Genomic DNA, 13431 nt, shown 5'->3' with positions numbered 1-13431 from the left:
CATGACGACAGGTCGGCTCGGGCAGTCCACCGCGCCACCGAACGCGGCCTATGCCGGGCAGGTCGTGCGTTTCCCGGATCCGGTGCGTGCTTCGCGGCATCCGCGCGGGGTGCGGGTGGACGAGCGGGGTTACCCGGATTTCTCGCCGTACGCGCGTGCGGCGGCGGAGGTCGCGGAGCCTCCGGAGGGTTTCGGTGTCGACGAGCTGCGGCTGACGGACTACGTGTCGGCGAACGCGGCGATGGCGGCGACCGGTCATGAGTTGTGGGACACGATTCCGGCGGTGGCGACGCCGCACGGCTGGACGTGGCACCACGTGGTGGGGTCGCGCCGGCTGGAGCTGGTGCCGGTCGAGGTGAAGGCGTTGCTGCGGCACCACGGTGGTGTGGCGACGGCGGCGGTGGACCATTCCAAGCGGGGTACGCGGCCGTTGCAGGAGACGCGTCCGGTGCACTTCGGGTTGCCGAAGGGCCGGGTGGCGGTGTCGGAGCAGCAGTTGCAGGGCGTCGAGGAGGATCTGGGGTACCGGCTGCCGGGGGCGTACCGCTCGTTCCTGAAGGCGGCGGGCGGTTGTGCTCCGGTGGGCGCGGCGCTCGACGCGGAGCTGGGGCTCCTGGTGGACCAGCCGTTCTTCACGGTGCGCGAGGAGGCGGGGGTCAACGACCTCGTCTACGTGAACAAGTGCCTGCGGGACCATCTGACGAAGGACTACCTGGGGGTGGCGTTCGTGCAGGGTGGTCTGATCGCGGTGAAGGTGCGGGGTGCCGGGGCCGGTTCGGTGTGGTTCTGCGCGTACGACGACGCGCGGGACGGCGGCGAGGAGGCCGCGGGCTGGTCGGTGAACGAGCGGGTGGAGCGGTTGTTGCTTCCCTGTGGTGTGGACTTCGACGCGTTTCTGCTGCGTCTCGCGGGCAATCCGCCGGAGTTGGAGACGGTCGCGAACCTGATGGTGGACGGCGGCTTCGCGCGCGCCGTGCCCGTGGCCCCGGTGGGAGGGTGAGCCGGCTGTGGTGACGTTCGCGCAGGCGCAGGAGCGCGCCGAGGAGTGGATCAACGGTGATCTGCCGCCGTACCAGCACCAGGAGGTGCGGGTGCGGGAGTTCGGGCTGGGTTTCGTGGTGTGGGCGGAGGACCGCGAGGGCGGTCCGACGTCGGACGCGGGCCGGCAGCGGCTGGTGATCGCGCGGGATTCGGGTGAGGCCACGCTGTGGCCGGGGCTGCCGGTGGGCGAGGTGATCCGGCGGTACGAGGAGGAGTACGGGGGTGCCGAGGAGGCGGCTCCGGTTCCGGCGGCGCCGGCGGCGCGGATCGACCTGAACCAGACGTCGTTCCTGTTGAGTCCGCCGGAGTGGTTGCAGGACGCGGCGGACAAGATCGGTCTGCCGCAGCGGCCGAACGCCTCGCAGGAGGAGCGGGGGGAGGCCGAGGCGGAGGCGGAGGCGGATTCCGGGGCGGACGCGGAGCCGGTGTCGGTGTCGTCGGCGGGGTCCGAGACGCCCGCGTCGCCGATCCCGCTTCCCGCCGATTCCCCTTCTTCTGTTTCTTCGTCCTCTTCGTCCTCTTCTGCCTCTTCTTCCTCTTCTTCTTCCTCCGTGTCGTCCGAGGGGGCGGACGCGGAGTACGAGCCGACGGCGATGGACGGGGTTCCGGCGACGCCGTCGGTGACGCCTGCGGTGACGCCGCCGGGGAGTCCGTGGGTGGACGCCAACGCGAGTTCCGGCGGGGTGGAGGGCGTGCCGCTGCCGGCGACGGTGTTCGCGCCGCCGCTGTCGGGGGCCGACGACGAGGACGCGCCGCCGCCGGTGGTGGGCGCGGACGCGCCGACGGCGCTGATGCAGGGTGGCAGCGCGCTGCCGAAGACGGCCGTGGCGCCGCGTCTGGATCCGGCCGCGCCCGCGCCGCCGGGTGCCACGCCGCCGCCTCCGGCGGCTCCGCCGGTCGTGCCGGGTGCGGGGGACATCGCGGACGCGGCGACGAGCAAGGCGACGCTGCCGCCGAAGAAGGCGGCTGCGGCTCCGGTCGCGCCGCCGCCTCCGCCGGGGGTGCCGGGCGGTTCCTCGGGCGGGCCGGCGCCGACGCCGGCGTACGTGCCGACGCAGCTGACTCCGCAGACGCCGCCGCCCGTTCCGGGGCCGGCGCAGCCGGGTCCGCCTCCGCCGCCGGCGCCGCCGGGTCCGGTGACGCCGCCGCAGCCGGTGCACCACGCGGCGACGATGCTGGCGCATCCGGGGCCGGCCGGTCCCGGGGGCGGTCCGGCGGCGCCGCCGCCTCCGCCTCCGCCGCCGGGTGCTCCCGGGGGTCCGGGGACGCCGGCGCACGGGATCGAGCACGCGCCGACGATGCTGGCCCAGCCGGGTCCGGGTGGTCCGGGTGCCGGTGTGGGGGCGCCGCCGCCTCCGCCGGGGCCCGCTCCGGCGGCCCCGCAGCCTCCCGGTCCGGCGCCGGTCCCCGGTCCGGGGCCGGTTCCGGGTCCTGGTGGGCCGGCTCCGGCGTACGGGTATCCGCAGCAGCCGCCGGCCGGGGTGCCGACGGTCGGTCCGGGGTACCAGGCGGTGCTGCGGTACCGGGCGCCGGACGGTTCGGAGCAGCAGATCATCCGGCGTTCGGCGCCGGGCACGCCGCATCCGGAGTGGCAGATCCTGCACGAGCTGCGCGGGCTCGGCGTGCCGCCGCAGCAGGTGCTGGAGCTGCACACGGAGCTGGAGTCCTGTGAGCTGCCCGGTGGTTACTGCGCGCGGATGATCCGTGAGACGTGGCCGCAGGCGCGGATCACGAGCATCGCCCCGTACGGTCGCGATCACGCGGGCCGGCAGCAGGGCATGCGTCAACTCCTCACACATCAGGGTGAGTTGCATCAGGTGGCGGACGGTCCGGCGCGTCCGGCCCCGGTACGGGCCCCGCTGCCGCAGGTGCAGCCGGCGCCGCCGGTGCCGCCGGAGGGCGTGGCGCAGGAGCTGGCGGGCGCGTTCGGGCCGGGGATCCTGCGGTTCGACCAGCGGGCGGTGTCCCGGCAGGGGGTGCCGGAGCTGGTGGCGGTGACGCTCATGTGGGCGGGGCTGCCGGCGGACTTCGGGCCGTTCTTCTGGGCGCAGCCGGCCGTGCCGGTGGTGCCGACGCTGGCGGAGCTGGCGGCGCAGCGGCAGGTCGCGGCGGCGCCGGACGCGAGTTCGTACCTGGTGCTCGGGTCGGACTTCGGGCGGGCGATCTGCGTCCAGTACGGGACCGCGCACATCGTGGCGGTGCCGGTGGAGGCCGGGCCGGGCGGGGCGTCGGTGCCGCCGCAGTTCGTGAACACGGGGTTGCCGGAGTTCGTGCGGTGCATGGCGCTGCTCGGGCGGATGTGGCGGCTGCGGTTCGGGCTGACGCCGGAGCAGGCGGGCCGGTGGACGGTGGACTTCCAGGCGCAGTTGGCGATGCTGGATCCGGCGGCGCTGTCGTCGCCGGAGAACTGGTGGTCGGTGCTGCTGGAGCAGATGTGGGACGGTCTGCTCTGACGTCTCTCCTGACGCCTCCTTAGGCGGAATGTGACGAAGGGCGCTCGATGTGTGATCACGTCGGGCGCCTTTTGTCCGTTCTTATGGCGCATCCTGGAGGGGACCGGAGGGAAGGGACGCCAGATGAGTTTCGCCGTCGGACGGGGTCGGGGGTACCGCCCGGAGCAGGTCGACCGCTATCTCGCCGCGCTGTCGGAGGACCGCGACGAGGCGTGGGAGCGGGCCGCGCGGCTCACCGTCCTCGCCGAGGAGCTGGAGGCCGAGCTGGCCCGGCTGCGGGAGGCCGTGGCGGCGCTGAAGCCGCAGCGGTACGAGGAGCTGGGCGAGGCCGCGCAGCAGATCCTGAGGCTCGCGGAGCAGGAGGACGAGCGGCTCGTCCGGGCGGCCGAGGCGGAGGCCCAGGCGATCGCGGAGGCGGCGGACGCGGCGGCGCGGGAGGCGCGCGAGGCGGCCGACGCCTACGCGGAGGGGGTGCGGACCGCGGCCGAGGCGCAGGCCCGGGCGACTCTGGAGGCCGCCCGTGGACGGGCGGAGGAGCTGGAGACCGTCGCCCGCCGCGACGCCGAGGGGGCCCGGGCCGCGGCGGCGGAGGCGTACGAGGAGACCGGGCACCGCGCGGCCGAGCTCCTGGCCCGCCAGGCCGAGGAGCACCGCGTCGCCCGTGCCGACGCCGAGCGCGCCGCCGAGACGGCCGCCGCCGAGCTCGACGCCCGGCACGCCGAGCTGGTCGCCGCGGCCGAGGCCCGTCTGGAGGAGGCCCGCCGGGCCCTCGCCCGCACCGAGGAGGAGGCGCGGCACGGCCAGGAGGACGCCGACGCGAAGGCCGGGGAGATCCTGGCGGAGGCCCGGCTGAAGGCCGAGCGGACCGAGCGCGAGACGGAGCGCGTGCTGCGCGAGCACGACGAGGCGCGCGACGAGATCCACGCGCACATGGAGCACATCCGCACCTCGCTGGCCGCCCTGACGGGCCGGGTGACGGGCCCAAGGCCCGACGGGGCCGCCGAGAAGACGGAGAAGCCTGAGGAGCCGGAGGAGCCGGAGGAGCCGGAGAAGGCGGAGAAGGCGGAGAAGGCGGAGGAGCCGGAGGTGACGGAAAAGCCCGCGCCGGAGGGCGGCGCCGGCTCCTAGGCTCGCGCCCATGCGCATGCGACTGACGGCCGTGAACCTGGACTGCCCCGACCCCCTCGCCCTCGCCGCCTTCTACGCGCAGGCCACCGGCCTGGCCCTGCACGAGCGTTCGGACGACGGCTTCGCGGGCCTGGTCGGGGAGGACGGCCCGGTCCTCGGCTTCCAGCGGGCCGAGGACCACCGCCCGCCGACCTGGCCCACCGGCGCGGTCCCGGCCCAGCTCCACCTCGACTTCGAGGTCGACGACCTCGACGAGGCGGTGGCCGGACTGACCGCGCTCGGCGCGACCGTCCCGCCGGACCAGCCGCGCCCCGACCTGTGGCGCGTGCTCCTGGACCCGGCCGGCCACCCCTTCTGCGTCTCGCCCCGGAAGCCCCGCCGCCGGTGAGCGGCGGGCGGGAGATACCCTCCTGATCTCAAGGGGAGGGGAACCCGCAGATGAACCACGCGCGTCCGCGCAGTCGCAGGATCATGGCCGCCGCCGTCACCGTCGCCCTCGCGGCGGCGGGCGGCGCGCTCACCGCGCTCCCGGCCTCGGCCGCCGGGCCGGGAGCCGCGCAGGAGGAGGAGCAGCAGGGCGTCGTGGCGTTCCCGCGCGACGCGGAGGTCGTCGGCGCGGGGCCGAGCGGGTTCCTGACGCGGACCCGGGGGGACGCGCCGGAGTTCCGGTGGACCCCGTACGACGGCGGGGCGTCGGTCGTGCTGCCGGGTGCCTCCGCCGCCGCCGGCGGCACGGACCTCGTGGTCACCGGCAACCGGAGCCTGCTCACCGTCAGTTCGGTGCTGAAGGTCCACGACATGGCGAGGCCCGCGTCCGCGCCGGTGGAGATCGACCTCGACGCGCTCGGCGGCTACACCTACTCCGGCCTGACCGGCGACACCCTGCTCGTCGAGCGGGACGAGGACGGCAGGGGCATCCAGTACGCCACCGCCCTCGACGCCGCCGTGCTCGCCGGGGGCACCCCGGTGTTCCGGAAGGTCGCGGGGGGCGTCCAGATCGGCTGCGACGACGGCGACGGCAGCTGGGCCGCCGCGGGCGGCGCGCTCTACGACTGCGACGTCGACGGCGTTCCCGTCAAGATCTTCGTCGACCTCGTCACCGGCCACACCCCCTGGTACGCCCCCGGGCAGGACGCCTGGGCCTTCGACGGCTCGGTCTCCGCCACGCACGTGGCGTGGCGGGAGGGCCGGGTCCCCGGCGGCAATGGGATCGTCGCCCACCGGCGGGGCGCCCCGTCCGGCGAGATCTGGATCCCGTCGGACGCCGCGCTGACCGACCCCCTCCACCTGGTCGGCGGCTGGATCGCCTCCGGGCAGCAGGCGCACCTCGGCATGACCGGCGAGGCCGGGCGGGCGGCGGTCCGGCCGTTCACGCTCCAGTCGGTCGAGTCCCCCGGCGAGAAGGTCACCGTCCTCTCCGCGTTCTCCTCGGCCGTCCCCGGCCCCGGCGGCTCGCTCCTGGTGCGCGGCGGTTCCGCCGCGCAGGGCGAGGGCCTGTACCGGATCTCGCCCCGCGCCGACGGCGGGCGGCCGGACGTCGTGCTGGTCGCCTCCACCGGGGAGCCGACCACCGTGACCCTCACCGGCTCCACCGTCCCCACGGCGCTCACCGGCGCCCAGGTCGCGGAGGGCTTCGACTTCGCGTGGGACCTCTCGCGCGGCGACGTCCGGGCGGAGCTGACCCTCACCCACCTCCCCAGCGGCGCGCGGAGCTCCGGCTCCTGGGAGCCCGCCGGCACGGGGGCCCGCAGGATCGCCTGGCACTGGGAGGGCACCGACCCGGGGTCCGAGAAGCCGGGCCCGGCGCGGGCCGGCACGTACGAGTGGCGGCTGACGGCCGCGCCGGACGAGGGCATCGGCCCCGACCTCGTCGCCACCGGCCGGTTCACCGTGAACCGTCCCCCCGCGCCCCACGACTTCGACGGCGACGGCACCGCCGACCTCCTCGGGCGGGAGCCCGGCGGGCTCCTGCGGTTCTTCGGGAGCCGGCCGCTCGCGGGCGGCGCGGTCGCCGGCGGGGAGTCCGTGCCGGTCGGCGGCGGCTGGCAGGCGTACGACCGGCTGGAGACCGCCGGGAACGTCGCGGGCACCACCGCGCCCGACGTCCTCGCCCGGGACACCGCCGGGGTCCTCTGGCTCTACCAGGGCACCGGGAACCGCGCGAAGCCGCTCTCCGGCCGGACGCGGATCGGCGGCGGCTGGCAGACGTACGACCGGCTCGCGGCCGGCGGCGACGTCACCGGCGACGGCCGCTCCGACCTCCTCGCCACCGACAGGGCGGGCGTGCTCTGGCTCTACCCGGGCACCGGCAACGCCTCCGCGCCCTTCTCCGCGCGCAAGCGGGTCGGCGGCGGCTGGGGGATCTACAACGAGGTCGCCGCCGTGGGGAACCTCGCCGGCGGTCCCGCCGGTGACCTCCTCGCCCGCGACAAGGACGGCGTCCTCTGGCTCTACCTCGGCAAGGGCGACGGCACCTTCGCCGCCCGCACCCGCGTCGGCGGCGGCTGGGGCGGCTTCCGCCACCTCGTCGGCGTCGGTGACGCGAACGGCGACGGGCGCGCCGACCTGATGGCCGCCCCCGCCACGGCCGGGGTCACCTTCTACGCCGGTACGGGGGACTGGAAGGCGCCCCTCAAGGCCGGAGCGAAGACCGACGTCACCGGCTCGGCCCGGTACGACACGCTGTTCTGACGACGCGGCGGGCGGCCGTGCTCCTCGTGGCACGACCGCTGTCCGCGCCCGGGAGGCGCCGTCACCCGGCCCGGGTGGCGGCGCTCCGCTATGCCCCGTCCTCGCCGGCCTCGTCCTTCAGGACGGGGAAGCGGCGGGGCGCCAGCGTCACGAGGGCCAGGAGGGCGAGGGCGGCGGCGCCCGCCGCGCCGAGGTAGACCCGGTCGACGGCCGCGTCCACCGCGCGGCGGGTGGCGTCGGAGGCGGTCAGCGAGCCGGCCAGCGAGTCGAGGTCGGTGCCGGCGCCGAGGCGGGCGGCGAGGACGCCGTTGGCGATCGCCCCGAAGGCCGCCGCGCCGACGCTCTGGCCGACCTGGCGGCAGAAGAGGACGGACGCGGTGGTGGTGCCGCGCTCCTCGTACGGGACGGTGGACTGGACGCCGACGATCAGCGGGAGCTGGAAGAAGCCGAGGCAGCCGCCGAGGAGCAGCATCAGGAGGGCGGGCTGCCAGGGTTCGCCGGGGTAGGGGAGGAAGGGGAAGGCGAGGAGGCAGGCGAGGGCGCCGGAGATGCCGAGGACGGCGGTGAGGCGGAAGCCGATGCGGGTGTAGACGCGGCTGGAGAGCGCGGCGGTGATCGGCCAGCTCAGCGTCCACGCGGAGAGGACGAACCCCGCCGCGATCGGGCCGAGGCCGAGCACCGACTGCGCGTACGTCGGCAGGAAGACGGCCGGCGCGACCATGACGAGCCCGAGGGCGCCCAGGGCCAGGTTCACCGCGGCGATCGTGCGGCGGCGCCACACCCAGCCGGGGATGACCGGTTCGGCCGCGCGCCGTTCGACGGCCACGGTCGCGGCGGCGAGGAGCGCCGCGCCGCCCAGCAGGCCCAGGGACGGGGCCGAGAGCCAGGGCCAGGCGACGCCGCCCTGCACGAGGGCGGTCAGCAGGAGCGCGCCGGTCGCGAAGACGCCGAGCGCGCCCGGCCAGTCGATGCGCACCGGGGTCGTGCGGGGGGCCCGGGCGGGTTCCGTGAGGTGGCGGACGATCAGCCAGAGGGCGAGGCCGCCGACCGGGAGGTTGACGAGGAAGATCCAGCGCCAGTCCGCGTACCCGGCGAGGAGGCCGCCGACCGCCGGGCCCGCCACCGCCGAGGTGGCCCACACCGAGGAGAGCCTCGCCTGGATGCGGGGGCGTTCCTTGAGCGGGTACAGGTCGGCGGCGATCGTCTGGACGGTGCCCTGGAGGGCGCCGCCGCCGAGGCCCTGGACGACGCGGAAGGCGATGAGGGCGGCCATGTTCCAGGCGGCGGCGCAGAGCAGCGAACCGACGAGGAAGAGGATCGTTCCGGCGACGAGGACCGGTTTGCGGCCGAAGGTGTCGCTGAGCTTGCCGTAGACGGGGAGGGTGACGGTGACGGCGAGGAGGTAGCCGGAGAAGAGCCAGGAGAAGACGGAGAGGCCGCCGAGGTCGCCGACGATCTGGGGGACGGCGGTGGCGACGATCGTGCCGTCGAGGGCGGCGAGCGCCATGCAGAGCATGAGGGCGGCGACGACGGCGCCGCGGCGGTCCGCCGGCGGGGCCCCGGAGGTGGTGTGCGTCGAGACCGTCCTGCCGTCCGTCACCCTGCTGCCCTTCTCTTTCTTCGTACACCTAAATGTGCGGGCACAGGGTCTCACTCCGACCCGGGACGGAGGAACCCCTAGGGGTCCCTCCCCCATGTGAGCCAGGGAACGGTCGTCCCGGTGGAGGACGAGAAGCGGCGGGCGCGGTCCTTAGCTTGTTCCTACACGTCGTTCGCTGCTGAGGAGAAGACCGTGACGTCGGCTGTGACCGTCCCCAGGCACGGGGGCACCGAAGGAAAGGCGGCCGTCGCCGCGCGGGCGCGGCAGGTCGTCAAGGCGTACGGGAGCGGGGAGACCAGGGTCGTCGCGCTGGACCACGTCGACGTGGACATCGCCCGCGGCCGGTTCACCGCGATCATGGGCCCCTCGGGGTCCGGCAAGTCGACCCTGATGCACTGCCTCGCCGGGCTCGACACCGTCACCAGCGGGCAGATCTTCCTCGACGAGACCGAGATCACCGGCCTCAAGGACAAGAAGCTCACCCGGCTGCGCCGGGACCGCGTCGGCTTCGTCTTCCAGGCGTTCAACCTGCTGCCGACGCTCAGCGCGCTGGAGAACATCACGCTGCCGATGGACATCGCGGGCCGCCGGCCCGATCCGGCGTGGCTGGACCGGGTCGTGGACACCGTCGGGCTCGCCGGGCGGCTGAAGCACCGGCCGGCCGAGCTGTCCGGCGGCCAGCAGCAGCGGGTCGCCGTCGCGCGGGCGCTCGCCGCCCGGCCGGAGATCATCTTCGGGGACGAGCCGACCGGCAACCTCGACTCGCGGGCCGGCGCCGAGGTCCTCGGCTTCCTGCGGCAGTCGGTGGACGAGCTGGGGCAGACGATCGTGATGGTCACCCACGACCCGGTCGCCGCCTCCTACGCGGACCGGGTGGTGTACCTGGCGGACGGGCGGATCGTCGACGAGATGGAACGGCCGACCGCCGAGGCCGTCCTCGACCGCATGCTCCTCTTTTCCGGGGGACACCCCCAGACCCCCGACTTCGACGCGCGCGGGCGGACGTCGTGACCGTCTTCAGGACCTCGCTGAGAAACCTCCTCGCGCACAAGGGGCGGATGGCGCTCTCCGCCGTCGCCGTGCTCCTCTCCGTCGCGTTCGTGTCCGGGACCCTGGTCTTCACCGACACGATGAACACGACCTTCGACAAGCTCTTCGCCGTCACCGCCTCCGACGTCACCGTCTCCCCGAAGGGGGCCGACCCGGCGGACGAGACCCCGGACACCGGCCGCCCCGAGTCCCTCCCCGCCTCCGTCGTCGCCGAGGTGCGGAAGGCGAAGGGCGTCGCCGAGGCGCAGGGCTCCGTCACCTCGCTGGGCGTCACCGTCGTCGACGGGAACGACAAGAACGTCGGACCGACCAGCGGCGCCCCGACGATCGCCGTCAACTGGAGCCCGTACGAGCTCCGTTCGGTCGAGCTCGCCGAGGGCCGCGAGCCGCGCGGCCCCGCCGACGTCGTCGTGGACCGGGGCACCGCCGACAAGCACGGCCTGAAGCTCGGCGACCCGCTGCGGACGATCTCCGCCGCCGGCGACTTCACCGCCCGGATCTCCGGCGTCGTCGAGTTCAAGGTCACCAACCCGGGCGCCACCGTCGTCTACTTCGACACCGCCACCGCACAGCGCCGACTCCTCGGAAAGGAGGGCCTGTTCACGCAGGTGATGGTGGACGGGGAGCCGGGCGTCACCGACGAGGCGCTGAAGGCGGACGTCGCCGCCGCCCTCGGGGACGGGTACGCGCTCCAGACCTCCGCCGAGGCCGCCGACGCGGGCCGCGAGGACGTCGCCGGCTTCCTCGACGTCATGAAGTACGCGATGCTCGGCTTCGCCGGGATCGCCTTCCTCGTCGGCGTCTTCCTCATCGTCAACACCTTCTCCATGCTGGTCGCCCAGCGCACCCGCGAGATCGGCCTGCTGCGGGCCATCGGGTCGAGCCGGAAGCAGATCAACCGCTCCGTGCTCGTCGAGGCCGTCCTCCTCGGCCTGATCGGCTCGGTCGCCGGCGTCGCCGCCGGCGTGGGCCTCGCCGTCGGGCTGATGGAGCTCATGTCGGCCATGGGCATGGAGCTGTCCACCCGGGACCTCACCGTCGCCTGGACGACGCCCGTCGTCGGCCTCGCCCTCGGCGTCCTCGTCACCGTCCTCGCCGCCTGGGTCCCGGCCCGCCGGGCCGGGAAGGTCTCCCCGATGGCCGCCCTCCGCGACGCCGGCACCCCGGCCGACGGGCGCGCCGGACGGGTCCGCGGCGCGGCCGGACTGCTCCTCACGCTCGCCGGCGGCGCCGCCCTGTGGGCCGCGACCCAGGCCGAGAAGGCGGGCACGGGCTCGCTGTGGCTCGGCGCCGGGATCGTCCTGTCGCTGCTCGGCTTCGTCGTCGTCGGCCCGCTCCTCGCGGGCGGGGTCGTCCGCGCCCTGGGCCTCGTCGTCCTGCGGGTCTTCGGGCCCGTCGGCCGGATGGCCGAGCGGAACGCGCTCCGCAACCCGCGCCGCACCGGCGCGACCGGCGCCGCCCTGATGATCGGCCTCGCGCTCGTCGCCTGCCTCTCCGTCGTCGGCTCCTCCATGGTCGCCTCGGCCACCGAGGAGCTCGACAGGTCCGTCGGCGCCGACTTCATCGTGCAGAACCCGATGGGCGCCCCGATCGTGCCGCAGGCGCAGGCCGCCGTGGAGAAGACCGCGGGCCTCGACCACGTCACCGAGTACCGCCCCGTCGACGCGCGGATCACCGACCCGAGCGGCGCCGTCTCGAAGGAGTGGGTGGCGGCCACCGAGCCGTCCTACCAGCGGGACCTGAAGCGCGAGGTCACCGCCGGTGACCTGGCGGGCGCCTACGCCCCCGGCGCGATGTCCGTCGGCAGCGACTACGCGACGGCGCACGGCGTGAAGGTCGGCGACACCCTCGCGGTCGCCTTCGAGGGCGGCTCGACGGCGAAGCTGAGGGTCGCGGCGATCACGGCGGACACCGGGAACGTCGACAACGGCGCCATGTACACGAACGTCTCCACCGCCCGCGCCCACGTGCCCGCCGACCGGATGCCGGCCAGCTCGCTGCTGCTCGCGAGCGCGGAGGACGGGCAGGAGGACGCGGCGTACGAGGCCCTCAAGACGGCCCTCGCCCCGTACCCGCAGTACAAGGTGGCCGACCAGGCCGACTACAAGAAGGCCCTCCAGGACCAGGTGAGCCAGCTCCTGAACATCGTGTACGGCCTGCTGGCGCTGGCGATCGTCGTCGCGGTCCTCGGCGTGGTGAACACCCTGGCCCTGTCGGTGGTCGAGCGCACCCGCGAGATCGGCCTCATGCGGGCGATCGGCCTCTCGCGCCGCCAGCTGCGCCGCATGATCCGCCTGGAGTCGGTGGTCATCGCGCTCTTCGGCGCCCTGCTGGGCCTCGGCCTCGGCATGGGCTGGGGCACGGCCGCCCAGAAGCTCCTCGCCCTGGAGGGCCTGGGCGTCCTGGAGATCCCCTGGCCGACGATCCTCGCGGTCTTCGCCGGTTCGGCCTTCGTGGGCCTCTTCGCGGCGCTGGTCCCCGCGTTCCGCGCGGGACGGATGAACGTCCTGAACGCGATCGCGAGCGAGTAGCGGGAGCGGTGGTACGGGTACGGCCCCGGCGCGGGGGTGCGCGCCGGGGCCGTACGGCTGCTCAGACGGACAGCACCGGCACGTCGTAGAGGGGGATGTTCTTGTCCCGGGTGACGAGCGTCAGCCCTTCGGCGCGCGCCTGGGCGATCAGTATGCGGTCGAAGGGGTCGCGGTGGTGGTGGGGGAGCCGACCGGCGGCGATGCCGTGCCGTCCGGTCACGGGCAGGTTCCGGAGCTGGGAGTTCGCCGCCCGCTCCGGGAGGTCGGCCGGGCCTTCGAGCTTGCCCAGGGCCTGCTTGACGGCGATCTCCCACGGGGTGACCGCGCTGAGGTAGGCGTGCTCCTCGGTGTCGAGGAGGTCCTTGATCTCGCCGGTCAGCCGCGGGGAGTCCAGCAGCCACCAGAGGGCGACGTGCGTGTCGACGAGCAGTTTCACTCGGGGTCGTCCTCCGTGCCGCCGAGCCCGAACGCCTCGGCGAAGCCGGGGTCGTCGGAGATGTCGTCGAAGTCGTCGTGGAGGACGACGGGCTCCGTGAGGGAGCCCCGCGCGGTGCGCCGGACCTTCCCCCTGAGGGGGACCACCTTCGCGACCGGCTCGCCGGCCTTGCTGATGATCACCTCCTCGCCGGTGGCCACCGCCTCCAGGATCTTGGAGAAGTGGGTCTTCGCGTCGTGGACGTTGTACTGCCGGGCTGCTTCCATCGCGGCCTCTCACGGCTAAGTGGACTAAGCGCCGGACTAAGGGTATCGGGGTCGCCCGATCGGCCGCCACCTCCCTCACCCTCCCGGGTGGCCCGGTCACCCGGGAGGGTGAGGGCGATCCCCCGCGCCGGTGTCGGCCCGGCGTCGTAGGGTGGAGGCCCCGGCCCGTGCGACGTGTCGGGCCGTTCGCGTTGTCCGCTTTGTTCGTTCACCCTCGTACGTACCGGAATGGAAG

The 13431-nt window shown here is 74.7% G+C and carries 10 protein-coding genes; 7 read left to right on the top strand and 3 right to left on the bottom strand.

Annotation, left to right across the window (positions count from 1 at the left end; genetic code table 11):
* Nucleotide 1 precedes the first annotated feature (1 nt).
* The 5 genes from AB0E83_RS09760 to AB0E83_RS09740 all read left to right on the top strand — a co-directional run bounded on the left by AB0E83_RS09760 (nucleotide 2) and on the right by AB0E83_RS09740 (nucleotide 7313).
* Entirely contained in the window at nucleotides 2-1000 is a 999-nt protein-coding gene (locus tag AB0E83_RS09760; RefSeq protein WP_362108413.1) for an SMI1/KNR4 family protein, read from the top strand.
* Between the two features lie 7 nt (nucleotides 1001-1007).
* Nucleotides 1008-3494, top strand: a complete 2487-nt coding sequence (locus AB0E83_RS09755; protein WP_362108411.1) for an SUKH-4 family immunity protein — start codon at nucleotides 1008-1010, stop codon at nucleotides 3492-3494.
* Between the two features lie 123 nt (nucleotides 3495-3617).
* The gene (locus tag AB0E83_RS09750; protein ID WP_362108409.1) at nucleotides 3618-4622 is read left to right on the top strand and encodes a cellulose-binding protein; all 1005 of its coding nucleotides are present in this window, start codon (nucleotides 3618-3620) and stop codon (nucleotides 4620-4622) included.
* A 10-nt stretch (nucleotides 4623-4632) separates the two neighbouring features.
* Nucleotides 4633-5010 carry a VOC family protein gene (locus AB0E83_RS09745; RefSeq protein ID WP_362108407.1) on the top strand — a complete coding sequence of 126 codons (378 nt, stop codon included), beginning with the start codon at nucleotides 4633-4635 and terminating at the stop codon, nucleotides 5008-5010.
* Between the two features lie 50 nt (nucleotides 5011-5060).
* Nucleotides 5061-7313 (top strand): VCBS repeat-containing protein, encoded by a 2253-nt coding sequence (locus AB0E83_RS09740; protein WP_362108405.1) that lies wholly within the window; start codon nucleotides 5061-5063, stop codon nucleotides 7311-7313.
* An 88-nt stretch (nucleotides 7314-7401) separates the two neighbouring features.
* Here the strand turns inward: AB0E83_RS09740 and AB0E83_RS09735 are convergent, their stop codons facing one another.
* Nucleotides 7402-8913: an MFS transporter gene (locus tag AB0E83_RS09735; RefSeq protein ID WP_362108403.1), complete on the bottom strand. Its 1512-nt coding sequence runs from the start codon at nucleotides 8911-8913 to the stop codon at nucleotides 7402-7404.
* Between the two features lie 192 nt (nucleotides 8914-9105).
* Between AB0E83_RS09735 and AB0E83_RS09730 the strand changes: the two genes are divergently transcribed.
* Together AB0E83_RS09730 and AB0E83_RS09725 are read left to right on the top strand one after the other, a co-directional pair.
* Entirely contained in the window at nucleotides 9106-9924 is an 819-nt protein-coding gene (locus AB0E83_RS09730) for an ABC transporter ATP-binding protein (RefSeq protein ID WP_362108401.1), read from the top strand.
* Nucleotides 9921-12494: an FtsX-like permease family protein gene (locus AB0E83_RS09725; RefSeq protein ID WP_362108399.1), complete on the top strand. Its 2574-nt coding sequence runs from the start codon at nucleotides 9921-9923 to the stop codon at nucleotides 12492-12494. The genes AB0E83_RS09730 and AB0E83_RS09725 overlap by 4 nt, the downstream gene beginning before the upstream one ends.
* A 61-nt stretch (nucleotides 12495-12555) precedes the next feature.
* Here AB0E83_RS09725 and AB0E83_RS09720 read toward each other — a convergent pair whose 3' ends face one another.
* Both AB0E83_RS09720 and AB0E83_RS09715 read right to left on the bottom strand, forming a co-directional pair.
* Nucleotides 12556-12930 carry a type II toxin-antitoxin system VapC family toxin gene (locus tag AB0E83_RS09720; protein WP_362108397.1) on the bottom strand — a complete coding sequence of 125 codons (375 nt, stop codon included), beginning with the start codon at nucleotides 12928-12930 and terminating at the stop codon, nucleotides 12556-12558.
* A complete protein-coding gene (locus AB0E83_RS09715) occupies nucleotides 12927-13196 on the bottom strand; it encodes a type II toxin-antitoxin system prevent-host-death family antitoxin (protein WP_362108395.1) in 270 nt (89 codons plus the stop codon). The genes AB0E83_RS09720 and AB0E83_RS09715 overlap by 4 nt, the downstream gene beginning before the upstream one ends.
* Nucleotides 13197-13431 lie beyond the last annotated feature (235 nt).

The organism is Streptomyces sp. NPDC035033, assembly GCF_040636735.1.
Taxonomy (GTDB): Bacteria; Actinomycetota; Actinomycetes; order Streptomycetales; family Streptomycetaceae; genus Streptomyces.
This window is presented reverse-complemented; position numbering and strand designations above follow the sequence as displayed.

Excerpts from the sequence above, each read along its gene's own strand:
- AB0E83_RS09760 (WP_362108413.1), top strand. The coding sequence starts at position 2 with ATGACGACAGGTCGGCTCGGGCAGTCCACCGCGCCACCGAACGCGGCC.
- AB0E83_RS09750 (WP_362108409.1), top strand. The coding sequence starts at position 3,618 with ATGAGTTTCGCCGTCGGACGGGGTCGGGGGTACCGCCCGGAGCAGGTC.
- AB0E83_RS09745 (WP_362108407.1), top strand. The coding sequence starts at position 4,633 with ATGCGCATGCGACTGACGGCCGTGAACCTGGACTGCCCCGACCCCCTC.
- AB0E83_RS09740 (WP_362108405.1), top strand. The coding sequence starts at position 5,061 with ATGAACCACGCGCGTCCGCGCAGTCGCAGGATCATGGCCGCCGCCGTC.
- AB0E83_RS09715 (WP_362108395.1), bottom strand. The coding sequence starts at position 13,196 with ATGGAAGCAGCCCGGCAGTACAACGTCCACGACGCGAAGACCCACTTC.